The sequence below is a fragment of the Dichotomicrobium thermohalophilum genome (assembly GCF_003550175.1).
In the GTDB taxonomy this organism is placed as follows: Bacteria; Pseudomonadota; Alphaproteobacteria; order Rhizobiales; family Rhodomicrobiaceae; genus Dichotomicrobium; species Dichotomicrobium thermohalophilum.
The window spans coordinates 43,439-65,080 of record NZ_QXDF01000003.1; the positions used below are offsets into that span (position 1 = coordinate 43,439).

Annotated in this window: 22 protein-coding genes; 16 read left to right on the forward strand and 6 right to left on the reverse strand. The window is 65.1% G+C overall.

The genetic code is table 11. From position 1 onward, the window contains the following. The first annotated feature begins 49 nt into the window (after positions 1–49). From rimP to BXY53_RS12020, 11 genes are all read left to right on the forward strand, one after another. Entirely contained in the window at positions 50–670 is a 621-nt protein-coding gene (rimP, locus tag BXY53_RS11970; protein ID WP_245410459.1) for a ribosome maturation factor RimP, read from the forward strand. Between the two features lie 32 nt (positions 671–702). Beyond that, positions 703–2,358, forward strand: a complete 1,656-nt coding sequence (gene nusA, locus BXY53_RS11975; RefSeq protein WP_119062239.1) for a transcription termination factor NusA — start codon at positions 703–705, stop codon at positions 2,356–2,358. A 17-nt stretch (positions 2,359–2,375) separates the two neighbouring features. Further along, positions 2,376–3,068: an RNA-binding protein gene (locus BXY53_RS11980; RefSeq protein WP_170144442.1), complete on the forward strand. Its 693-nt coding sequence runs from the start codon at positions 2,376–2,378 to the stop codon at positions 3,066–3,068. Next, complete coding sequence (gene infB / locus BXY53_RS11985; protein ID WP_119062241.1) at positions 3,065–5,722, forward strand: translation initiation factor IF-2; 2,658 nt, start codon at positions 3,065–3,067, stop codon at positions 5,720–5,722. The genes BXY53_RS11980 and infB overlap by 4 nt, the downstream gene beginning before the upstream one ends. A 36-nt stretch (positions 5,723–5,758) precedes the next feature. Then, complete coding sequence (locus BXY53_RS11990; RefSeq protein ID WP_119062242.1) at positions 5,759–6,154, forward strand: hypothetical protein; 396 nt, start codon at positions 5,759–5,761, stop codon at positions 6,152–6,154. A 27-nt stretch (positions 6,155–6,181) separates the two neighbouring features. Further along, on the forward strand, positions 6,182–6,565 hold the full coding sequence (gene rbfA / locus BXY53_RS11995; RefSeq protein WP_119062355.1) for a 30S ribosome-binding factor RbfA: 384 nt from the start codon (positions 6,182–6,184) through the stop codon (positions 6,563–6,565). A gap of 44 nt (positions 6,566–6,609) precedes the next feature. Then, complete coding sequence (truB, locus tag BXY53_RS12000) at positions 6,610–7,554, forward strand: tRNA pseudouridine(55) synthase TruB (RefSeq protein WP_119062243.1); 945 nt, start codon at positions 6,610–6,612, stop codon at positions 7,552–7,554. Between the two features lie 116 nt (positions 7,555–7,670). Beyond that, a complete protein-coding gene (gene rpsO / locus BXY53_RS12005) occupies positions 7,671–7,940 on the forward strand; it encodes a 30S ribosomal protein S15 (protein WP_119062244.1) in 270 nt (89 codons plus the stop codon). 188 nt (positions 7,941–8,128) lie between these two features. Beyond that, positions 8,129–10,255, forward strand: a complete 2,127-nt coding sequence (pnp, locus tag BXY53_RS12010; RefSeq protein WP_119062245.1) for a polyribonucleotide nucleotidyltransferase — start codon at positions 8,129–8,131, stop codon at positions 10,253–10,255. A gap of 49 nt (positions 10,256–10,304) precedes the next feature. Then, a complete protein-coding gene (locus BXY53_RS12015; RefSeq protein ID WP_245410460.1) occupies positions 10,305–10,748 on the forward strand; it encodes a TIGR02301 family protein in 444 nt (147 codons plus the stop codon). Between the two features lie 167 nt (positions 10,749–10,915). Next, positions 10,916–11,185, forward strand: a complete 270-nt coding sequence (locus BXY53_RS12020) for a hypothetical protein (RefSeq protein WP_119062246.1) — start codon at positions 10,916–10,918, stop codon at positions 11,183–11,185. 55 nt (positions 11,186–11,240) lie between these two features. Here BXY53_RS12020 and BXY53_RS12025 read toward each other — a convergent pair whose 3' ends face one another. Beyond that, the gene (locus BXY53_RS12025; RefSeq protein ID WP_119062247.1) at positions 11,241–11,978 is read right to left on the reverse strand and encodes a LysE family translocator; all 738 of its coding nucleotides are present in this window, start codon (positions 11,976–11,978) and stop codon (positions 11,241–11,243) included. Positions 11,979–12,111: 133 nt separating this feature from the next. Here BXY53_RS12025 and BXY53_RS12030 point away from each other — a divergent pair, with 133 nt between their 5' ends. After that, positions 12,112–12,693, forward strand: a complete 582-nt coding sequence (locus tag BXY53_RS12030) for a hypothetical protein (protein ID WP_119062248.1) — start codon at positions 12,112–12,114, stop codon at positions 12,691–12,693. A gap of 128 nt (positions 12,694–12,821) precedes the next feature. Here the strand turns inward: BXY53_RS12030 and BXY53_RS12035 are convergent, their stop codons facing one another. Further along, positions 12,822–14,168 carry a dihydroorotase gene (locus tag BXY53_RS12035; protein WP_119062249.1) on the reverse strand — a complete coding sequence of 449 codons (1,347 nt, stop codon included), beginning with the start codon at positions 14,166–14,168 and terminating at the stop codon, positions 12,822–12,824. Positions 14,169–14,262: 94 nt separating this feature from the next. Here BXY53_RS12035 and ygfZ point away from each other — a divergent pair, with 94 nt between their 5' ends. Together ygfZ and BXY53_RS12045 are read left to right on the forward strand one after the other, a co-directional pair. Continuing rightward, on the forward strand, positions 14,263–15,147 hold the full coding sequence (gene ygfZ, locus BXY53_RS12040; RefSeq protein ID WP_119062250.1) for a CAF17-like 4Fe-4S cluster assembly/insertion protein YgfZ: 885 nt from the start codon (positions 14,263–14,265) through the stop codon (positions 15,145–15,147). Next, positions 15,144–15,734, forward strand: coding sequence for a DNA-3-methyladenine glycosylase I (locus BXY53_RS12045; RefSeq protein ID WP_119062251.1), 591 nt, complete (start codon positions 15,144–15,146; stop codon positions 15,732–15,734). Before ygfZ ends, BXY53_RS12045 begins: the two co-directional genes overlap by 4 nt. Here BXY53_RS12045 and BXY53_RS12050 read toward each other — a convergent pair. After that, on the reverse strand, positions 15,731–15,994 hold the full coding sequence (locus tag BXY53_RS12050) for a DUF2093 domain-containing protein (RefSeq protein WP_119062252.1): 264 nt from the start codon (positions 15,992–15,994) through the stop codon (positions 15,731–15,733). The two genes, BXY53_RS12045 and BXY53_RS12050, sit on opposite strands and share 4 nt — an antisense overlap. A gap of 68 nt (positions 15,995–16,062) precedes the next feature. Continuing rightward, positions 16,063–17,670 (reverse strand): exodeoxyribonuclease VII large subunit, encoded by a 1,608-nt coding sequence (gene xseA / locus BXY53_RS12055; protein WP_119062357.1) that lies wholly within the window; start codon positions 17,668–17,670, stop codon positions 16,063–16,065. Positions 17,671–17,799: 129 nt separating this feature from the next. Between xseA and purD the strand changes: the two genes are divergently transcribed. Together purD and BXY53_RS12065 are read left to right on the forward strand one after the other, a co-directional pair. Further along, positions 17,800–19,119, forward strand: coding sequence for a phosphoribosylamine--glycine ligase (purD, locus tag BXY53_RS12060; RefSeq protein WP_119062253.1), 1,320 nt, complete (start codon positions 17,800–17,802; stop codon positions 19,117–19,119). Then, the gene (locus BXY53_RS12065; RefSeq protein ID WP_119062254.1) at positions 19,106–20,020 is read left to right on the forward strand and encodes a patatin-like phospholipase family protein; all 915 of its coding nucleotides are present in this window, start codon (positions 19,106–19,108) and stop codon (positions 20,018–20,020) included. The genes purD and BXY53_RS12065 overlap by 14 nt, the downstream gene beginning before the upstream one ends. Here the strand turns inward: BXY53_RS12065 and BXY53_RS12070 are convergent. Both BXY53_RS12070 and BXY53_RS12075 read right to left on the reverse strand, forming a co-directional pair. After that, positions 20,001–20,462: a nucleoside deaminase gene (locus BXY53_RS12070; protein WP_245410462.1), complete on the reverse strand. Its 462-nt coding sequence runs from the start codon at positions 20,460–20,462 to the stop codon at positions 20,001–20,003. The genes BXY53_RS12065 and BXY53_RS12070 overlap by 20 nt on opposite strands. 31 nt (positions 20,463–20,493) lie before the next feature. Next, entirely contained in the window at positions 20,494–21,627 is a 1,134-nt protein-coding gene (locus tag BXY53_RS12075; RefSeq protein WP_119062256.1) for a hypothetical protein, read from the reverse strand. Between the last annotated feature and the right edge of the window lie 15 nt (positions 21,628–21,642).

The window sequence follows — 21,642 nt, forward strand, 5'->3', positions numbered from 1 at the left end:
TGGCCCCGGCAGCAATCGCCGATTTGTATCACCACAGGAGACGGTTTCCTTGGCGACACGTCAGGCCGACAACGCAAGCTCAACCCGTACGGAGCGCCGCTTCGTGGAGGAGACTGGCGCGGCTGCGGAGGTCGCTGCGCTGGCCGAGCCGGTGCTGGAGGACCTGGGGCTGCGGCTGGTACGGGTGCTGGTTTCCGGACGCGACGGCGGGACGGTGCAGGTCATGGTCGATCGCACCGAAGGCGAGGTGACAGTCGAGGACTGTGCGGACGCAAGCCGCGCGATCTCACCGCTTCTGGACGCGCATGACCCAATCCCGGGGCGGTACAATCTGGAAGTCTCCTCGCCGGGGATCGACAGACCGTTGGTGCGCCCATCGGACTTCGATGAATGGGCAGGCCATGAGGCCAAGGTCATGCTTCGAGAGCCGGTGGATGGACGCAAGCGGTTCCGCGGCGTGATCGACGGGTATGACGAGACCACGGACGAAGTGCGGCTCGCCGTGACGCTGGAGGGAAAGAGCGAACCCGACATCCTCGGCTTCCCGGTCTCGCTGATCGAGAGCGCCAAGCTCGTCATGACTGACGCACTGATGGCCGCCTCGAAAGCGCGCCGCATGGGCAGCGACGATGATGGATCGGACGCGCCGAACGGCGCGGAAACGGAATGAACTTGAGCTTTTCTTGAGTGGAGCAAACGTAAATGTCACAGCAAGGTGTAAGCGCGAACCGGCTCGAACTGCTGCAGATCGCCGATGCGGTCGCGCGCGAAAAACAGATCGACCGCGAACTGGTCATCTCCGCGATGGAGGACGCCATCCAGAAGGCGGCCCGCGCGCGCTACGGTGCGGACAGCGAGATCCGCGCGGAGATCGACCCGAAAACGGGCGAGACCCGCCTGGCGCGGCTTTTGCGCGTGGTTGAGGAGGTCGAGGACGACTCGACCGAAATTTCTCTGGAAGAGGCCCGCGCCCGCAACCCGGAAGCCGAGATCGACGACTATATTGCCGAGCCGCTGCCGCCGCTCGATTTCGGCCGCGTCGCCGCGCAGAGCGCGAAACAGGTCATCGTCCAGAAGGTCCGCCAGGCTGAGCGCGAGCGCCAGTACGAAGAATACAAGGATCGCATCGGCGAGATCGTCAACGGCGTCATCAAGCGCGTCGAATACGGCAACGTGATCGTCGATCTGGGCCGCGCCGAAGCGATCATCCGCCGCGACGAGACCCTGCCGCGTGAGCAGTTCAAATACGGCGACCGCGTCCGCGCCTATATATACGACGTGCGCCCGGAGACTCGCGGCCCGCAGATTTTCCTGTCGCGGACGCGGCCGGAGTTCATGGCCAAGCTGTTCATGCAGGAAGTGCCGGAAATTTATGACGGCGTCGTCGAGATCAAGTCGGTCGCGCGCGACCCTGGCAGCCGCGCCAAGATCGCCGTCGTCTCGCATGACTCCTCGATCGACCCGGTCGGTGCCTGTGTCGGCATGCGCGGCAGCCGCGTGCAGGCAGTCGTGAACGAGCTTCAGGGCGAGAAGATCGACATCATCCAGTGGTCGCCCGATGCCGCGACCTTCATCGTAAATGCGCTTGCGCCTGCCGAGGTAGTCAAGGTCGTGCTCGACGAGGAGGCCGAACGCATCGAGGTCGTGGTACCCGACGACCAGCTCAGCCTGGCGATCGGCCGGCGCGGCCAGAACGTGCGCCTCGCTTCGCAGCTCACCGGCTGGGACATCGACATCATGACCGAGGCGGAAGAGGCGGAGCGCCGGCAGAAGGAGTTTGCCGAGCGGACGCAGGCCTTCATGGACGCGCTGGACGTGGACGAGGTCATCGCCCAGCTTCTGGCTTCGGAGGGCTTCGCAAGCATCGAAGAGATCGCCTATGTCGAGCTGGACGAAATCTCGGGCATCGAGGGCTTCGACGAGGACACCGCACAGGAGATCCAGGACCGCGCGCGCGAGTATCTGGAACGGCGCGAGGCCGAACTCGATGAGCGCCGGAAGGAGCTTGGCGTGGCGGATGCTGTTGCCGAATTGCCACATCTGAACACCGCGATGCTGGTCGCGCTGGGCGAAAACGACATCAAGACGGTGGAAGACGTCGCCGATTGCGCGGCCGATGACCTGCTCGGCTATGACGAGCGCACCGAAGAGGGGCGCCAGCACATCCCCGGTCCGCTCGAAAACTTCGACCTGGGCCGCGAGGAGGCGGAAGACCTGATCATGCGCGCGCGTGTGGCAGCGGGCTGGTTCACCGAGGAAGAACTCGAAGCCGATCGCCGCGCCGCCGAAGCCCAAGCGGAGGCCGAAGCCGCGGCAGAAGAAGATGAATCCGAAGCAAAAACTGTAGCGGAGGGCTGAGAGAAAGGGTGAATTCGGTGGCGGAACGCGCTATATCTAGTCGTGAAGTCACAAGGCGCTGCGCCGTCACACGCGAAACGCGCCCTGAACATGAACTGTTGCGCTTCGTCGCTGATGCCGATGGCGTCATCTGTTTCGATCTGAAGCGGAAACTGCCAGGGCGCGGTGTCTGGATCACGGCATCGAAGCCGATCCTGGCCGAAGCGGTGAAGCGTAAGGCCTTCAACCGTTCGCTGCGCCGAAATGTACAGGTGCCGGCAGAACTGCCGGATCGTGTAGAGGATGCGCTGCGACGGGACGCGCTGAACCGTCTGTCACTGGCGAATAAGGCTGGACAGGCGGTGGCGGGTTTTGCAAAGGTCGCTCAGGCGATAGACAAGGGCAAAGCCGCCGCGCTGATCCATGCCGAGGAGGCCGCGCCGGATGGCTGTCGGCGCCTTGATCGGAAATTCATCGCGCAGGGCGGCGATGAAGACAAAGCGCGCGCCGTACGGATTTTCCGGTTCCCTTTGGAGGTCTTGAGCCAGGCGCTCGGGCGGGACAACGTCAACCATGCCGCGGCCTTGCAGGGTGGCGCCGGTACCAGCTTCATTGCGGCAGCGATGCGGCTGTGTCAGTTCACAGGAGACGGGATCGCGCAAACAGGCGGTCCTTCGAGGGGCGAAACATCGGCCGGAAACGCAGAACCGGCGAAACAGGATACTGAATGAGCGATACCAAAGAGACCGAAAGCGGCAACAAGCGCACATCGCGCAAGACGATGACCCTGAATCTCGGCAAATCCGTCGAGCAGGGACGCGTGCGCCAAAGTTTCAGCCACGGCCGGTCGAAGTCGGTGCTCGTCGAGAAGAAGCGCAAGCGCACGGCAGCGCCGCCCGCGCCGCAGGCCGAGAGCACGAAACCCGCGGCGCCCGCGGCCGAGAAACCGGCCGAGACCAAGGCGCGCGGCGATGGCGAGGCGCGTGCAGAACCCAAGGCCGAGGCCAAGCAGACGGAAAAGAGCGAGCGCGTCCTGCGCCAGCTTTCCGAGGAAGAGCGCGATGCCCGTATTCGCGCACTGAACGAGGCTCGCAAGCGCGAGGAAGCCGAACGCAAGGAACGCGAACGCCGCGCCGCCGAGGAGGCGGAGCGCGAACGTCAGCGTGCGGCCGAGGAAGCCAAGCGCCAGGCGGAGGAAGAGGCCAGGAAACAGGCCGAAGCCGCCGAGGCCGAAGCGCAGGCACCGGAAGGTGCCGAGGCGCCTGAAGCCGAGCCGGCCCAAGCCGAGGCCAAGACTGAAGTGCAGCAGGCCGAAGCCGCCGAAGAAGCTCCGGCGACCGAGACCGAGGCGCCGGCCGAAGCGCGCAAGCGTCCTGCCAAACCGGCCGAAGAAGCTGAGGAAGAAACCCGCAAGGGCAAGGGCGAGGCCCGTGGCAAGAAGGGCCGCGCCGAACAGCGCCCTGCGCCCAAACGCCCGGCCGGCGAGGAACGCCGCGCCCGCTCGAAGCTGACCCTTGCCAACGCGCTCGACGACGATCAGCGCGAGCGCAGCCTTGCCTCCCTCCGCCGTCACCGCGAGCGCCAGAAGAAACAGGCCGCTGCCGCGCGCGAGGAAGGCAAGAAGATCAAGCGCGAGGTTCAGATTCCCGAGGCGATCACGATTCAGGAGCTGGCCAACCGCATGACCGAGCGTGCGGTCGATGTCATCAAGTTCCTGATGAAGCAGGGCCAGATGCACAAGATCAATGACGTGATCGAAGCTGATCTGGCCGAGCTGATTGTCATTGAATTCGGGCATACGCCGAAGCGCGTCTCCGAGGCGGACGTGGAGGAAGGCTTCCTTGGCGGCGAGGACCGCGAGGAAGACCTCGAGCCGCGCGCCCCGGTCGTCACGGTCATGGGCCATGTTGACCACGGCAAGACCTCGCTACTCGATGCGTTGCGCAAGGAAAACGTCGTCGCGGGCGAGGCTGGCGGTATTACCCAGCATATCGGCGCCTACCAGGTGGAGACGGAGTCCGGCCATCCGGTGACATTCATCGACACGCCGGGCCATGCCGCGTTCACGTCGATGCGCGCGCGCGGCGCGAAGGTCACCGACGTAGTCGTGCTGGTCGTGGCAGCGGATGACGGCGTGATGCCGCAGACGATCGAGGCCATCGACCACGCGAAGGCCGCCGGTGTGCCGATCGTCGTTGCGATCAACAAGATCGACAAGCCGGATTCCGACCCGAACCGCGTGCGCACCGAACTGCTGCAGCACGAGGTGATCGTCGAGAGCATGTCGGGCGAGACGCTTGAGGTGGAAGTCTCCGCGCTCAAGCACATGAACCTCGACAAGCTGCTGGAGGCAATCCAGCTTCAGGCCGAGCTTCTCGAGCTTAAGGCCAACCCGGACCGTCCGGCCGAGGGTGTCGTGATCGAGGCGAAGCTCGAACGCGGCCGCGGCCCCGTGGCAACCGTTCTGGTCCAGCGTGGCACGCTGAAGGTCGGTCAGGTCGTTGTCGCCGGCCGCTCTTGGGGCAAGGTCCGCGCACTTATCAGCGATCGTGGCGAAAACACCGTACAGGCCGGCCCATCGCAGCCGGTCGAGATCCTCGGCCTCGACAGCGCACCGGAGGCGGGCGACCAGTTCGCGGTCGTCGAGAACGAGGCGCGCGCCCGCGAGATCACGGATTACCGCCAGCGGAAGCTGCGCGAGGTGAAGGCGGCCGGCGCCGGCACGCGGGGCTCGCTCGAAAAGATGATGAGCCAGCTCGGCGAAGAAGGCGCCAAGGAGTTCCCGCTCATCATCAAGGGCGATGTGCAAGGCTCGGTCGAGGCAATCACATCCGCGCTCGAGAAACTCGGCACCGATGAGGTCGAAGCGCGCGTGGTCCATGCCGGCGTCGGCGGCGTGACCGAGTCCGACGTAACGCTGGCCAAGGCTTCGGACGCGGCGGTTGTCGGCTTCAACGTCCGCGCCAACGCGCAGGCCCGCCAGGCTGCGCGGCAGGAAGGCATCGAGATCCGCTATTACAACGTGATCTATGACCTGGTCGATGACATCAAGGCGGCCATGTCCGGCCTGCTGGAGCCAACCCTGCGCGAGACCTTCCTCGGCAACGCGGAAATCCTGGAGGTGTTCAACATCACCAAGGTCGGCAAGGTCGCCGGTTGCCGCGTGACTGAAGGCAAGGTGGAGCGCGGCGCGGGCGTGCGCCTGATCCGCGACAATGTCGTTGTGCACGAAGGCAAGCTCTCCACGCTCAAGCGCTTCAAGGACGAGGTGAAAGAGGTCCAGGTCGGCCAGGAATGCGGCATGTCCTTCGAGAACTACCAGGACATCCGCAAGGGCGACATCATCGAGTGCTACCGCGTCGAGAAGGTGGAACGCTCGCTGTAAGGCGGGCGCGCCTCGACGCCATCAGGCTGGCCGCTCATGGAATGGATCATCCGCCTTCTCGGCGCGTTCTATATCCTGGGCGGCTTTCTGCTTTTGCGCACCGCTCGCACGGAGTGGCTGCTCGACAGGGCGATCGCGCAAATCAGCCTGCAATCGGCGCCGGGCCGCTGGGAGGTGCTGTTTCTTCTGGCCTTCGGCGTGATCTACCTTTCGGCAGGTGTGGCGCTTTTGGCGCTCAGCATCTGGGGCGTATGGCTGCTGGGCGCCGGGCTTGTGCTGCAGGCGGCCTATTACCCGCTGTCGTGGCGTCTCGCCGATGATACAGAACGCGCCGACCGCCCACGCTGGCGCGCCACGCGAAACGCCGGCATCTTCAGCGCAGCGGCGTTTGCCCTGTCGGCCTATGCCTATCGCCTGGGCGTGCTGGCCTGAGGCGAAACCGGATCAATGGAGGCGGAAATGGCGAAACGCTCGGCCGCAAAAGGCCCGTCCCAGCGCCAGCTTCGCGTCGGGGAGCTGTTGCGGCACACGCTGGCGGATATTCTGCTGCGCGGCGACATCGCGGACCCGGAGCTTAACGAGCTGCGCATTACGATCTCGCAGGTCTCGCCCAGCCCGGACATGCGCCACGCCACGGTCTACGTCCAGACGGCACAGGACCAGATGAAGCAGGCACTTGAAGTGCTGTCGCGTCACAAGAAGTTCCTGCGGGGCGAGCTTGGCCGGCGCGTCGAACTGAAATACGTCCCCGAATTGCGGTTCGCGGCGGACACGTCGATTGACACGGGCGAGCGGATCGACGCAATTCTGCGGTCTCCCGAGGTCGCGCGCGACCTCGACTAGCGGCGACTGCCGAAACGATAATCACGAGACATTTTCAGAAACTCATGGCGTCAAAACCGATCAAGGGCGGATCACGAAGCAAGCGCGCGGCGGTCAACGGCTGGCTGGTGCTGAACAAGCCGGTCGGGCTGACCTCGGTCGCGGCACTCAACAAGGTCAAGCGGCTGTTCAATGCCCGCAAGGCCGGACATGCCGGCACGCTCGACCCGCTGGCCACCGGGGTCCTGCCGATCGCCTTCGGCGAGGCCACGAAAACTGTCCCTTACGCCGTGGACTCCGAGAAGGGCTACCGCTTCACCGTCTGCTGGGGCGCGGAAACCACCACTGACGACAGCGAAGGCGAAATCGTCGAGGAGAGCGACAAGCGCCCCACTCGCGACCAGGTCGAGGCCGCGCTGGACGACTTCCGCGGTGAGATCGAACAGACGCCGCCGCGCTTCTCGGCGGTGAAGGTCGAGGGCGCGCGCGCCTATGATCTGGCGCGCGAGGGCGAAGCGTTCGAGTTGCGCTCGCGCACGGTGGACGTTCACCGGCTGGAAATCGTCGAGATCCCCGACCGCGACACTTGCGTGTTCGAGGCCGATTGCGGCCGCGGCACCTATGTCCGCGCGATTGCCCGCGATCTGGGCCGGGCCCTGGGCTGCCTGGGCCATATCTGCGCACTGGAGCGCACGCGGGTGGGCGCGTTCCGCATCGACGAGGCCGTGACGCTGGACGAGGTGGAATCCGCCGCAGAGGCCGAGCCGGGCGCGCTGCAGGATCTGCTCGCGCCGGTCCACACGGCGCTTGCGTCCCTGCCGGAAATCCGCCTATCGCAGCAGGACGCGGCCCGCGTGCGCCGCGGTCAGGCCGTATTGCTGCGCGGACGCGATGCACCGATCCTGAACGCAAAGGCCTTTGCCACCACGCGCGGTACGCTCGTCGCGCTGGGCGAGGTCTCACATGGCGAGTTCACGCCGGAAAGGGTCTTCAACCTGCCGGTGCCGTAAGCCAATGAAACGGCGCTTGACATAGCGCGCATTCTCGACACATTCACCCCTTGCACGCTTGCTGGACGACATCCCGGCTCGCCGTGCGGACAACCACCGGAATTGAGGAGTTGACGATGTCGATTACACCGGAACGCAAGAAGGCGCTCATCGACGAATTCGGCACCAAGCCGAACGACACGGGGTCTCCCGAAGTGCAGGTCGCAGTGCTCACCGAGCGCATTGCGAATCTGACCGAGCACTTCAAGACGCACAAGAAAGACAACCATTCGCGGCGCGGCCTTCTCAAGCTGGTGAGCCAGCGCCGCCGCCTTCTTGATTACGTGAAGGCGAAGGACCGTCAGCGTTATCTGGACCTGATCCAGCGGCTCGGCATTCGCCGCTGACGGCAAAACGCGACGCCACAACATGGCCTGTCCAGGCGAGAAGCTGCCGCCCACCGGGAGCGATTCCGGGCGGCGGCCAATTCGCTCTATGATGGACAGCAAAATCGCGGTACACCATCTATGCTCGCAAGAGACAGCAAAAGACTCGCGCCCGGCAGTCCGGCCGGGCCAAGGTAATTGGAAGCTCAATGTTCGACATACATCGCAAGGAAATCAGTTGGGGCGGACGTCCGCTCATCTTCGAAACGGGCCGCATTGCCCGTCAGGCAGACGCCGCCGTCATGGTGCAGTACGGCGAGACCTCCGTACTGGCAACGGTCGTCGCCGAGAAACAGCCGCCAAAGGGCTTGGACTTCTTCCCGCTCACCGTTCACTATCAGGAAAAAACCTACGCCGCCGGCAAGATCCCGGGCGGCTTTTTTAAGCGCGAAGGCCGGCCGACCGAAAAGGAAACGCTGACTTCGCGCCTGATCGACCGGCCGATTCGTCCGCTCTTCGCCGACGGCTTCAAGAACGAGACGCAGGTCATCGCCACGGTCCTCTCCCATGACATGGAAAACGACCCGGACATTGTCGCGATGATTGCGACCTCGGCCGCGCTCACGCTCTCCGGAATTCCCTTTCTCGGCCCGATCGGCGCAGCCCGCGTAGGCCATATCGAGGGCGACTTCGTCTTGAACCCGTCGCTTGACGACATGGCCGAGAGCAAGCTGGACCTCGTCGTGGCCGGCACCGGCGAAGCGGTGATGATGGTCGAGTCGGAAGCATCCGAGCTGCCGGAGGAGACCATGCTCGAAGCCGTCATGTTCGGCCACGAGCATTTCCAGCCGGTCATCGACGCGATCATCGAGCTGGCCGAAGCTGCCGCCAAGGAGCCGTGGGAGGCGCCGGAGGCTGCCGAGTCGGAGTACAAGAACAAGGTGGCCCAGTTCGCGAAAGAGGACCTGTCCAGCGCCTACAAGATCAGCGAGAAGCTCGCGCGGCAGGATAAGGTTGCCGAAGTCAAGGCGAAGGTCACGGCGGAGCTGGTTCCCGAAGATGACGATGGCACGATCGCCCAGGCGGTCTCCGAAGCCTTCAAATCGGTCGAGAAGGACGTTGTCCGCGGCGACATCATCAAGACGAAGAAGCGGATCGACGGCCGCGATCTGGACACTGTCCGGCCGATCAGCTCGGAAGTCGGCGTGCTGCCGCGCACCCACGGCTCGGCGCTGTTCACACGCGGCGAGACGCAAGCGCTGGTTGTCGCCACGCTCGGCACGGGTGAGGACGAGCAGTTCGTGGATGCGCTGGAGGGGACGTACAAGGAAACCTTCATGCTGCACTACAACTTCCCGCCGTTCTCGGTTGGTGAGACGGGCCGCGTCGGCAGCCCCGGACGGCGCGAGATCGGCCACGGCAAGCTTGCCTGGCGCGCGCTGCACCCGATGATGCCCTCGCAGGACGCTTTCCCCTACACGGTGCGCATCGTCTCGGAGATCACCGAGTCGAACGGCTCATCGTCCATGGCCACGGTCTGCGGTTCGTCGCTGGCGATGATGGATGCGGGCATCCCGATCAAGAGCCCGGTGGCGGGCATCGCGATGGGCCTTATCAAGGAGGACGACGACTTCGCCGTTCTCTCCGACATCATCGGCGACGAGGACCATCTCGGCGACATGGACTTCAAGGTCGCCGGCACCGCCGACGGCGTGACCTCGCTACAGATGGACATCAAGATCACCGGCATTAACCGCGACATCATGCAGGTCGCGCTGGATCAGGCGAAGCAGGGACGCCTGCACATCCTCGACGAGATGAAGAAGGCGCTCGACGCAGCCCGACCGGCCGTGGGCGCGCATGCTCCGCGCATCGAGATCATCCACATCCCGACCGACAAGATCCGCGAGGTGATCGGCCCCGGCGGTGCTGTCATTCGCGCCATCGTCGAGGAGACCGGCGCCAAGATCGACATCAGCGACGACGGCACGGTAAAGATCGCCGCGGCGAACGAGCAGTCGATCGCAGACGCCATGAACCGCATCAAGGGCATGACGTCCGAGCCGGAGGTTGGCGAAATCTACAAGGGCAAGGTGGTCAAGGTCGTTGACTTCGGCGCCTTCGTGAACTTCTTCGGCTCGCGCGATGGCCTGGTCCATATCTCCCAGCTTTCCGCAGAGCGCGCGAAATCGGTCGGCGATTACGTGAAAGAAGGCGACCAGGTGTATGTGAAGCTGCTCGGGTTTGACGACCGCGGCAAGGTGCGCCTGTCCATGAAGATGGTCGACCAGGAGACCGGCAAGGAAATCAAGAAGGAAGACGCCGCACAGGCGTAACCTTCGCGGAAAATCAACGCATCCGGCGCAATAATGCCGGATGCAGACCTTGCGGACCGCTTTGAGCATGATGGGACAGGGCAACACAAGGCGCGTTGGCCTGCTGGCGAGCCTGATGATTGGCATCGTGCTCATCGCTGGGCCGGTCGCGAACGCCCAAGAGGCCGGCGAGGCCGCATCACAGCGGAAGGACTCCCGCCCTTACGACAAGGAACTGTTCCAGCTTGCTGAAGTGCTCGGTGCGGTCCACTATCTCCGCGCGCTGTGCGGCGCCGACGAGGGCCAGAAATGGCGCGACCAGATGCGCGGGCTGGTCGACGCCGAAGGCGCCTCGGCACTGCGCCGCGCGCAGCTCGTGCGCAGCTTCAACAAGGGCTATCGCGGCTATGGCCGGACCTACCGCCGCTGCACCGATCTCGCACGCCGCTCCATCGAGCGGCTGATGAAGGAAGGCCGGACGCTCGCCAAGCGCATACTCGATACGGCGGGCTGACCACAGTGCGACATCTTCTGAATTAATCGTTAATTTGACCAACCCATGCGTGCAGACGCGCGCAGCGCTATTCTGCCGGCGTTCATCTTCGCCGTGCTACCGTTCGCGAATCGGCGGGTAAAGCCTAATTCGCTGCACGGTGGCGACGACGTCATGGAGCGTGAGCCGTGGATACGCGCTGGTTACAGGATCGGCTGGAAAGCCTGCCCCCGGAGTTGGAGGCAGAAGAAACCGAGGCGCTGCGCTATATCGCGGAGGCGTGGGACGAGGCCAGCGGCGACGGCATCGACCCCCGCGTGCTTGCCAACGCGGCGCTGTTCGCGGCGTTCTCCCAACTTGTCGAGACCTATGGCGAGAGCGCGGTCATCAGCATGGCCGAAGGCCTGAAAGCGCGCGTGGAGCGCGGCGAGTTCACGCTCAAGCGCCGGCTGCAATAGGGCGCGATTCGGAAAGGGGCAGGTTCTCGAACAAGCCGCGCGTTGAACCGCACGCTCACGCCACGATCAACTGCCCGATTAGCAAGACGCCGAATCCGACCAGCACGCCGCCCGCGATCTGGTTGATGCGCTGGAGCCGGTCCTCGTCCAGCTTGTGCCGGACGATCGAAATGATGTGGGACAGACCGATCCACCACAGCAGGCTGCCGCCCATCACTGAAAGCACCAGCGTGAACGCCTCCAGGTAGGACGTGAGCCCGCCCGTCAGCGACCCAAGGCCGCCGAAGATCGCGAACATTCCCAGGATTGCGCCGGGGTTCGTCACCGTCAGAAAGAAGCTCTGCGGGATCACACTGGCATGGGGTACGATGCGCCAGATCTGATAGCGCATCATCGGCCGGAACATGTCGGGGATGGTCTCGGCGATCCGCCGAAGCTCAGCCCAACGCGACCCCTGCGCCCCGGTGCGCGGCGCGGCGAAGTAGAGCCGCACACCGAACAACAGCAGGATGGCCCCGCCGATCAGTTGGATGGTCGTCCGATAATCGGTCGTGACGTTGGAGATGGCCGTGACGCCAAACGCAGCGGCGGCAGCGATAAGCCCGTCGCCAAGCACGGCACCAAAGCCAGCCGCGACACCAGCCCAGAAACCACGCTCCAGCGTGCGCTGGATGCATAAGACGTTGACCGGCCCGACCGGCGCGGCGACGATCACCCCGATTACCAGCCCGGTCACGATCAGCTGCGTCTCGGAAAGGACCGTCTGCACCAGCGATGCCGTCTCAAAAATCATAGCCTCTTCGGCCCTGAACTCTCTGGGCCCCGCCCATAGCTCAGCGCAGCAATCCCGCCTTGCGCTTTCATCAGCGCATGGAGATAACAGAAGCGTCTAACCATCCGATGACAAGGCCGACGCTTTCCCCGCCATGCCAATCAACGATTCGTGTCTTAACGAAGTCCGCGCGCTGTGCCTAGCGATCACCCTCGCCGTGACCGGCGCGCCCACAGCTTTCGCCGAAGAGAGTGCGAAGGCACGACATGATGCCCGCCCGCCGGTTCAGCGGGATGTAACCGCCCTCCCCGCCCCGGTGCAGGACATGCGTGTCTCGATCCTGCGCGCGGCCAGCTCCGGCAATCTGGAGGAGATGCGCTACGTCCTGGAGCGCAACGAAATCATGCCCGTGCTGTCGGCCGGTGAGAAGGTCGACAAACCGCTCAAGCATTGGCGCGACATCTCCGGCGATGGGGCGGGTCTGGAGATCATGGCGGTGCTGATCGAGATCCTGACCAGCGGTTACGTCGTCGCGAAGCAGCCGGACACGGAGATGTATGTCTGGCCGCATTTCGCCGCGCGCGGCGTGACCGACCTGACACCGCCCGAGAAGGTGGAGCTTTTCCGGCTCGTCTCACCGAAGGAGGCAGAGCGCATGGCTGAGGACGGCTACGACCATTACCGCCTCGGGATCGGCGCGGACGGCACCTGGCATTTTTTCTATGAGGGCGGGTAAGCTGGCGCGGCTCGTAGGACGCAGTCATTGCGAGCGAAGCGGAGCCGAAGTCCGGCGCGCAGCGACGACGCAATCCGGCGTCTCGCCCTGCCGCCGCTTTGCTTCGGCCCTGCGGGCCCCGCAATGACCTAACCTGCCCCTTCCGGCGGCAGCGCCTCAAGGAAGCGGGCGGGCTTGCCCGCTGGTGGCGCTATCAGTTCGCCATCACGCATCACGGCTTGCCCCCGGACGACCGTACCGACCGGCCAGCCCTTCACCTGCTTGCCCGTGTAGGGGCTCCAGCCGCAGCGGCTCGCAAGCCAATCTTCCGTAATCTCTTCCCGGCGTCCCATGTCGACCAGCGTCAGATCCGCGTCATAGCCCGCCGCAATCCTCCCCTTGCCCGCGATGCCGTAGACGCGCTGCGGCCCGTGGCAAACGAGGTCGACGAAGCGCTGCAGCGACAGCCGCCCGGCATTGACGTGATCCAGCATCACCGGCACCAGCGTCTGCACGCCCGGCATTCCGGACGGCGACTCGGGGTATCGCCGCGCCTTTTCATCGAGCAGGTGCGGCGCATGATCGGAGCCGATCGTGTCCACGGTCCCGTCAGCCAACGCAGCCCACAGCGCCGCACGATGCGCCGCGTCACGGACGGGCGGATTGATCTGCGCTTGCGTGCCGAGCCGCTCATAATCCTCCGGCGCCTGCAGCGTCAGGTGGTGTGGCGTGACCTCCACGGTCGCCACGTCCTTGTTTGCCGCCAGAAGCGGCATCTCGTCGCCGGTGGTTACATGCAGGATGTGAATGCGCTTGCCATGCGCGCGCGCCAGCCGCAGCAGCAACGCGGTGCAGTCGCGCGCCGCCTTCGGATCGCGCCAGACCGGATGGCTGGCCGGATCGCCTGGCCGCCGTTCGCCAAGCCGATCGGTCAGCCGCGCCTCATCCTCGCTGTGGAACGCCGTGCGCCGCGTGATCCGCGCAAACACGCGCGCAAGGTCCGGCTCCTCCGCGATCAGCAGGTTACCTGTCGATGAGCCCGCAAAGACCTTGACCCCCGCCACGCCGGGCAGCCGCTCCAGCGTCGCCAGTTCGCCCAGATTTTCCAGGCTCGCCCCGATGTAGAAGGCATGGTCGCAATACATCCGCCCTTCGGCCCGGCGCAGTTTGTCGGCCAGCGCCTCGGCGGTTGTCGTCGGCGGCGATGTGTTGGGCATCTCGAAGACGGTCGTCACGCCGCCCATCACCGCAGCCCGGCTGCCGGTCTCCAGGTCTTCCTTCTGCTCCGCGCCCGGTTCGCGGAAATGCACATGGCTGTCGATCACGCCGGGCAAAACATGCAGCCCGCGCGCATCGATCACCTCCGCGCCCGCCTGCGCGCCGATCTGCCCCAGCCCGGCGATCTTGCCGTCGCGCACGCCTATGTCGCCCTCCCACACGCCATCGTGATTGACGATGGTTCCGTTGACGACGACGAGATCATAGCTGGAGGTCATGGGTTGACTTACGTTTACGAGTGCGCAGCGCGCTCTTGATGCTCAGAAGCGCTTACGCAATCATGCCCTAAGGTTCAAGGGAGGAGAGCGGTTCATGAACAACGGGTGCTTGGCGATTCTGCCCGATCGCGGCGTCATCAGCGTCACCGGGGAGGATGCGACGCCGTTCCTGCACGGGCTCGTCACGCAGAACATCGAGAACCTGAAGCCGGGTGAGGCGACCTACACCGCGCTGCTGACGCCGCAGGGCAAGGTGTTGTTCGATTTCCTCGTGCTGCGCCATGAGGGCGGCTATCTGCTGGACTGCGCGCGCGCGGCCCTGTCCGATCTCACGCGCCGCCTTGGCTTTTACAAGCTGCGGTCGAAAGTGGAGATCGCCGACAAGTCGGAAGAGTTGGCCGTTGCCGCCCTTTGGGACGCGCCCGATGAGGCCGCCGCGCCCGCTGGCGGGCACGCGTTCGCCGATCCGCGCGCGGAAGGCCTGGGCCGGCGGTTGATCGCGTCCGAGGACAAACTGCGCCAGGCGGCCGAAAAGCAGGGCTGGGCCCTGGCGGAACCGGCGGACTACGAAGCGCACCGGATCTCGCAGGGCGTGCCCGAGGGCTTCAAGGATTACGAGTCCGGCGAGGTGTTCGCGCATGACGCCTGCATCGACCAACTCGGCGGCATCGACTTCCATAAGGGCTGTTATGTCGGCCAGGAGGTCGTCTCGCGGATGCATCACCGCGGCACGGCGCGCAAACGCTTCGTTGCGGTGCGCGGCCGGGGCCTGCCCGAGCCGGGCGCGGCCGTGACGGCGGGCTCGACCAATCTTGGCAAGCTGACCTCTGTGGCCGGCGGCCGCGGCCTCGCGCTCGTGCGCATCGACCGCGCGGGCGAGGCGCTGTCGCGCGGCGAGGCGATCAAGGCTGGCGAGATTCCGGTGGAACTGGTGCGGCCGGACTGGGCGGCGTTCGACTTCCCCGTGCCGGCGGAATGAGCGCGCCGCGGACCGTTGAGTGCGCCTGGACGACGAGCGACCCGCTCTACATCGCCTATCACGACGAGGAATGGGGCGTGCCGAAAACTGATGACGCCGCCCTGTTTGAAAAGCTCTGTCTGGAGGTGTTTCAGGCCGGGCTGTCGTGGCTGACCGTCCTGCGCAAGCGCGAGGCGTTCAACGCCGCGTTCGACGGGTTCGACGCCGAGACGGTGGCCTGCTACGGGCCGGAGAAGATCGACGCGCTGATGGCCGAGCCGGGCATCATCCGCAACCGGCGCAAGATCGAGGCGGTGATCAACAATGCAGGAGCCTATTTACGCCTGCGCGAGACCGCGACGCTTGCTGATTTCCTGTGGGATTTCGTCGATGGCGAGGCGATCCAGAACCGCTTCACCGATCCGGCGAATGTGCCTGCCGTCACGCCGCTGAGCGAGCGGCTTTCACGCGCGCTGCGCGAGCGCGGCTTTCGCTTCACCGGCCCAACGCTGGCCTACGCCTATATGCAGTCGATCGGAATGGTGAACGACCACCTCGTCACCTGCCCGCGCCACGATGCCTGCGCCCGGCTCGCCAAGGTCTTTTAGTCCTCGTCGCCGTAAGGCTCGGGCGACTCGCTCGCGCGCGGATGGCCGATCAATTCCAGGTAGCGGCGGAACGAGATCGCCGCGCTGGCATAGGCCTCCTGGTGCTCCACGCTCCAGTAACGCAACTCCGAAAGCGGGATTTGCTTGCCGGTAACGGCGCAGCGCACGAAGTCGCCGGGGATCACAACGTGATACTCCCCGTCGTCGTAGCGCAGACGCGCCTCTTTCGTCAGACCGAAGGATTTCTCGTAACGATTCATGCAGGTCCGGGATGTTCTGATGCCGTTTCAACCACGATAACGCGCCGCGCGCCAAAGTGCGAGAGCGATCAAAGCAGCTTGCCCTGTTTGGCCGGACCAGCCGATCGCGACGCACCGCGCTGCCCGCCTGCTCTGGCGGGGTTCTGCCCCTTGCCTTCGATATGTGCGCCGACCGTGCCATCTGCAAATTCGATGTCGACGCGGGTGAGGGCCTGCGCCGCTTCGGCCGTGCGTACGGCGTGCCCCTCCGCGTCGCGGACCAGCGCGAAGCCGCGCGCCAGAACACCCTTGTGGCTCAGAGCGCGCAGAAGCTGGGCCTGCGCGTCGAGCCGCTGCCGCTCGCGCTTGACGGTGGCGACCGTCGACCGGCGCAGGCGCCCCGTCGCCACGTCCAGTCGCTCGCGCGCCTGGACCGTGCGCTGCGTGAGCAGATCGGGCCGCAAACGTCCAGCCCATGCCGCCAACTGCTGGCGTTCACGACTAACACGCTCGGCGAGAGCGCGTAACAGGCGCCCTTTGACAACGTCCAGTCGCTCGCGCGCCTGCGCTGTACGCTGCGTCAGAAGGCTGGGCCGCAACCGCCCGCTCCAGGCCTGCAGTTCGCCGCGCCGCTGCGCGACATAGGTATAGCGCGCCCGCGCCAGCCGCTCTGCCGCCGCATCGAACCGCTGCCGCGGAAGCGAAAGCAGATCGGTGAGCCTTGGAAGCCCACGCGCCAGCCCGCGCAACTCGCGCCGGTGACTCTCAAGGGTGCGCTGGATCGCCAGCCGTTGACGGTCCCGCAATTCGACGACACGCGCCAGCAGGTCGGAGCGCCGCGGTACGGCCCATTCGGCCGCCTTCGTCGGGGTTGGCGCGCGCGCATCCGCCACCAGGTCGATCAGCGTCCAATCGGTCTCATGGCCGACGGCCGAAATCACAGGAATGTCGCTCGCTGCAACAGCGCGCACCGGCGCTTCTTCGTTGAAACCCCAAAGATCCTCGATACTGCCGCCGCCGCGCGCGACGATCAGCAAGTCCGGCCGGGGCAACGGATCGCCGGGCGCGAGCGCATTGAAGCCGCGCACCGCCGCCGCCACCTCGCCCGCGCAGGTCTCGCCCTGCACGCGCACGGGCCAGACAATGATATGGCTGGGAAACCGCTCATCGAAGCCGTGAAGCATGTCGCGGATCACCGCCCCGCTCGGCGAGGTCACAATCCCAATCACGCGCGGGAGGTAGGGCAGTGCCTTCTTGCGCGCCTCGGCGAACAGCCCTTCAGCCGCCAGCTTCCGCTTGCGCTCTTCCAGCAGCGCCATCAGCGCGCCAGTGCCGGCAGGCTCCAGTGCCTCGATAACGATCTGGTATTTCGACGAGCCGGGATAGGTCGTAATGCGCCCTGTGGCGATGACCTCCAGCCCTTCCTCGGGCTTGAATTTCAGCTTCGACGCCGTGCTGCGCCAGATCACCCCGGCGAGCACCGCCCGCTCGTCCTTCAGGTCGAGATAGACATGCCCCGAGGCCGGCCGCGAGACCCGCCCCACTTCCCCGCGCACACGCACGAAGCCAAAATTGTCCTCCATCGTCCGCTTGATGGCGGTGGAGATTTCGGAGACGGAGTACTCCGCGACGTTACTTGCGGGCGCAGGCCTGGGCAAGGGACCTCCTGTTCCTTGGCGCGAAGGCTTATCTAACATAAGGGTTCTCGGGACCATCGCCAAAAGCACGGCGATGAAAACGGCCCTCCGGTTTCGCCGGCGCGGTTTTCCGTTTAGAAAAAGCCCAGTGCCGCAGGCGGCGGCAAAGGTGAAAAGCGATTTGTCCTCATGAAAGTGCTTCTGATCGGCTCCGGCGCCCGCGAACACGCACTCGGCTGGGCGCTATCGAAAAGTCCCGTGCTTACGCAGCTTTATTGCGCACCCGGCAATCCGGGTCTCGCGGAAATCGGCGAATGCGTGGCCCTCGATGTGGACGGGTATGAGGATATTGTCGCGTTCTGCCGGGAGGAGACGATCGACCTGGTTGTGGTCGGGCCGGAAGCGCCGCTGGTCGCCGGGCTGGGCGACGCGCTGGAGGCGGCGGGCATTCGCGTCTTCGGACCGTCGAAGGCTGCAGCCCAACTCGAAGGCTCGAAGCGCTTCACGAAAGACCTGTGCGCCGAGGCCGGCATCCCGACCGCCGATTATGCCGCGTTCGACACCGCCGAGGCCGCCCGCGCGCATCTGAAAGAACGCGCCCTGCCCGTCGTTATCAAGGCGGACGGCCTGGCCGCCGGCAAAGGCGTGGCGGTCGCAAAGACCCAACACGAAGCCGAGGCCGCCATCGACGCCTGCTTTTCCGGCGCGTTCGGGCAGGCGGGCGCGCAAGTGGTTATAGAGGACTGCCTCCAGGGGGAGGAAGCGAGCTTCTTCGCAATCGTCGACGGCGAAACCGTGTTGCCGTTGGTCGCCGCACAGGATCACAAGCGCGCTTTCGACGGCGACACCGGCCCGAATACCGGCGGGATGGGCGCGTATTCTCCCGCGAAGATCATGTCGCCTGCAATGTGCGACCGCGTCATGGACGAGATCATCACGCCGACCGTAAAGGCGATGGCCGCGCGCGCGACCCCCTATCGTGGCGTGCTCTACGCCGGGTTGATGATCACGGCGGACGGGCCCAGGCTGATCGAATACAATGTCCGTTTCGGCGACCCGGAGGCGCAGGTGCTGATGATGCGCCTGCAATCCGACCTGCTGCCGGTCCTGCTCGCGGCGTGCGACGGCAGGCTGCACGAGGCGGATATCGCCTGGCGCGCCGAGACGGCCTTGACCGTCGTGATGGCGACGCGCGGCTACCCCGGCGCCTATGAGAAAGGCAGCGAAATTCGCGGGGTCGAGGACGCTGCCGGGATGGCTGACGTCGAGGTGTTCCATGCCGGAACGAAACGCGAAGGCGGAAAGTTGATCGCTTCAGGGGGACGTGTCCTGAGCGTCACCGCGCTCGGCAAAACGGTGCGCGAAGCGCATGCCCGCGCCTATGAGGCGGTCAGCCGCATCGACTGGCCGGCAGGCTTTTACCGGCAGGATATCGGCTGGCGCGATGTAGTACGGGAAACCGCCGGAGAACCGGCCAATGGAAAGGAACGCGTTGATGGCCAAGGATAGCGAGCCGGCCGCCGGCAACGGCGGAGATGTCGCGGCGCACGGCGGGGCACAGCACGCCGTGGAGACCGGCGCGCCGTCTGGCATCGGCCTTGCTCTCGGCGGCGGCGGCGCGCGCGGACTGGCCCACATCATCGTGCTCGAAGCCTTCGACGAACTAGGCGTGCGCCCGGGCATCATTGCCGGGACCAGCATCGGCGCGATTTTCGGCGCGGCCTATTCAGCCGGCATGAGCGGAAAGGACATCCGCGACTACTGCGTCGCGCTGTTCTCCAACCGGACGGCGGTCATCCGCCGGGTGATGAACGGCAAGACCGGCAAGCTGTTCGCGCTCTGGACACCGCGCAGGCCGGCGATGTTCGATCCCGTCGTGCTGCTGCGCGCCCTCGTGCCGGAAGAACTCGACTGCAAGTTCTCCGATCTCAAGATCCCCCTGAAGGTGATGACATCGGACTTCTACACCCAGAGCGAGTTCGTCATCGAAGCCGGGGATGTGCTGCCCGCGATTGCGGCGAGTTCCGCGTTGCCCGGCCTGCTCAAGCCGGTGCGCATCGAGGAGCGCATCCTGATTGACGGCGGCTTCGTCAATCCGCTGCCCTTCGACATCCTGCGTGACGACTGTGACTACACCGTCGCGGTCGATGTCAGCGCCGGTCCGGAGTACGGCCGCACGGACATGCCCTCCGCTCTGGAAGCGATCATCGGGAGCACGCAGATCACGCTGAACTCGATCCAGGCGGAGAAGTTGCGTGCCGGCGCGCCGGATGCACTCATCCGGCCCGACGTCTGTCAGTACAACGTCCTCGACTTCTTCAAGATCGCAACGATCCTGGAGGAATCCGAGCCGATCCGCGACGAGGTCAAGCACGCGCTTGATACCTATCTCAATCGCGTAGGAGCTTGAAGAAGCGCTGAAGCAGCGCGCGCGCGCGGGTTTCGGCGATCCCGCCATACACGTCCGGCGCATGGTGGCAGGTTGGCTGCGCGTAAAAGCACACACCGTTTTCGACCGCGCCCGCCTTCGGGTCATAGGCCGCAAAATAGAGTCGCCGCAACCGCGCGAAGGAGATCGCCGCGGCGCACATCGTGCAGGGTTCCAGCGTAACGTAGATATCGCAGGCGGGCAGACGCTCGCTGGCCATCACGCGGCACGCTTCCCGGATCGCAATGATCTCGGCATGGGCAGTGGGATCGCGCCACTCCAGCGTGCGGTTGCCTGCACTAGCGATGATGCCGCGCTCGTTGCAGACGATCGCCGCGCCAACCGGCACTTCGCCGCGTGCGGCAGCGGCTTGTGCCTCGGCGAAGGCGCGGTCCATAGGGCTGTCCTGGCACGGCTCGGGCATGACGACTGCTGGGCGACCCGCGCCGCCCGGCTCACTTCAGCGGCTGGCCCTTGCTGGCGTCGCCATTGGTGATCGCAGCAGCAGGCGCGGGCTTCTCCTCGGCGCGCGATTTCGATGCGGCCGACTCTTCCGGTTTGACCTTATCGCCGCCCAGCTCGCGTAACAACGCATCATGGCCGCGCAGCATCGGCTCGATCTTTTCCGGTGACAGATCCTCGCCGCGGCGCTCATCAGCCGGATCGCTGGGACGCTCTTCCGCCTTGTATTCGAGCATCTCCCGCTTCGGCGCAAGCACGTCGCTGGCCCGCACCTCGCGCGGCTCGTCCATTTCCGGCGTATAAGCTCCGGCCTTGAACAGCGCTTCGATCGCCTTGGCCACGCGCCGCGTGATACGCTGGCCCTCTTCCTCGCTGATACCCTCGGCTGTGCGCGATTCGTTCACCGCACCGACAAAACCGGCAGCCATCAGCGCCACCTCGATCTGGTAACGATAGTTCTCCTGCGTGCTGTATTTCAGCCGGTCCCAGACATCGAGGATCAGCCTCTGAAGCTCTTCGACGATCGTGCTCGACCCGAAGAAGTCGATCGACTTGGAGTCACCCGCGTCCATCGCCCCGATCACCAGCGGCGTGTTTTCGCTCCGCCGCAGCGTGCTCAACGCCTCGTAGACCTCCTCAACCGAGCGAATCACGCCGACAAGGACCTGTGGATCCGTGAGTGCCCGAGGCCGCTCGGCGAGCATGATTCGCAGGCGGCGCATCTGCGTTTCTGCCCCAGCACTGTCCGCGATGGTCAACTCATCTGATTCGGTTTCGCGAATCAGCAGGTCACGCAGCCGCGGCATGACATAGATGACATTGTACGCGCCGACATCCAGATCGGCGAGCACCTTGCGCGAAACGCCCTGGTCGCTTTCCAGCAATCCTGACCAGAAATTGATGTCGAGCAGCGGCGACAGGCCGAAATAGGCCATCAGCTCCTTTTCCTGCTCTCCGAAAGCCTGATAATGTCGGGTGAAAACACTATATGCGAGCAGAACTTTCTGGGTCCGATTGACGCCTTCGGACTCTCCGTTTCGATTAATGCGCAGCAATTCGCGGATACGCGCAGCCTGTAAGGCATCGCGCAGGGTATCCACGGCCTTCACAATATCATCGCGCCGCATGGCTGGCCCCCATCT

What these genes read in the sequence shown, in the direction of transcription:
- nusA (WP_119062239.1), top strand. Translation starts at nt 703, where the DNA reads ATGTCACAGCAAGGTGTAAGCGCGAACCGGCTCGAACTGCTGCAGATC.
- infB (WP_119062241.1), top strand. Translation starts at nt 3,065, where the DNA reads ATGAGCGATACCAAAGAGACCGAAAGCGGCAACAAGCGCACATCGCGC.
- BXY53_RS11990 (WP_119062242.1), top strand. Translation starts at nt 5,759, where the DNA reads ATGGAATGGATCATCCGCCTTCTCGGCGCGTTCTATATCCTGGGCGGC.
- rbfA (WP_119062355.1), top strand. Translation starts at nt 6,182, where the DNA reads ATGGCGAAACGCTCGGCCGCAAAAGGCCCGTCCCAGCGCCAGCTTCGC.
- truB (WP_119062243.1), top strand. Translation starts at nt 6,610, where the DNA reads ATGGCGTCAAAACCGATCAAGGGCGGATCACGAAGCAAGCGCGCGGCG.
- rpsO (WP_119062244.1), top strand. Translation starts at nt 7,671, where the DNA reads ATGTCGATTACACCGGAACGCAAGAAGGCGCTCATCGACGAATTCGGC.
- pnp (WP_119062245.1), top strand. Translation starts at nt 8,129, where the DNA reads ATGTTCGACATACATCGCAAGGAAATCAGTTGGGGCGGACGTCCGCTC.
- BXY53_RS12025 (WP_119062247.1), bottom strand. Translation starts at nt 11,978, where the DNA reads ATGATTTTTGAGACGGCATCGCTGGTGCAGACGGTCCTTTCCGAGACG.
- BXY53_RS12030 (WP_119062248.1), top strand. Translation starts at nt 12,112, where the DNA reads ATGCCAATCAACGATTCGTGTCTTAACGAAGTCCGCGCGCTGTGCCTA.
- BXY53_RS12035 (WP_119062249.1), bottom strand. Translation starts at nt 14,168, where the DNA reads ATGACCTCCAGCTATGATCTCGTCGTCGTCAACGGAACCATCGTCAAT.
- ygfZ (WP_119062250.1), top strand. Translation starts at nt 14,263, where the DNA reads ATGAACAACGGGTGCTTGGCGATTCTGCCCGATCGCGGCGTCATCAGC.
- BXY53_RS12045 (WP_119062251.1), top strand. Translation starts at nt 15,144, where the DNA reads ATGAGCGCGCCGCGGACCGTTGAGTGCGCCTGGACGACGAGCGACCCG.
- BXY53_RS12050 (WP_119062252.1), bottom strand. Translation starts at nt 15,994, where the DNA reads ATGAATCGTTACGAGAAATCCTTCGGTCTGACGAAAGAGGCGCGTCTG.
- xseA (WP_119062357.1), bottom strand. Translation starts at nt 17,670, where the DNA reads ATGTTAGATAAGCCTTCGCGCCAAGGAACAGGAGGTCCCTTGCCCAGG.
- purD (WP_119062253.1), top strand. Translation starts at nt 17,800, where the DNA reads ATGAAAGTGCTTCTGATCGGCTCCGGCGCCCGCGAACACGCACTCGGC.
- BXY53_RS12065 (WP_119062254.1), top strand. Translation starts at nt 19,106, where the DNA reads ATGGCCAAGGATAGCGAGCCGGCCGCCGGCAACGGCGGAGATGTCGCG.
- BXY53_RS12070 (WP_245410462.1), bottom strand. Translation starts at nt 20,462, where the DNA reads ATGCCCGAGCCGTGCCAGGACAGCCCTATGGACCGCGCCTTCGCCGAG.
- BXY53_RS12075 (WP_119062256.1), bottom strand. Translation starts at nt 21,627, where the DNA reads ATGCGGCGCGATGATATTGTGAAGGCCGTGGATACCCTGCGCGATGCC.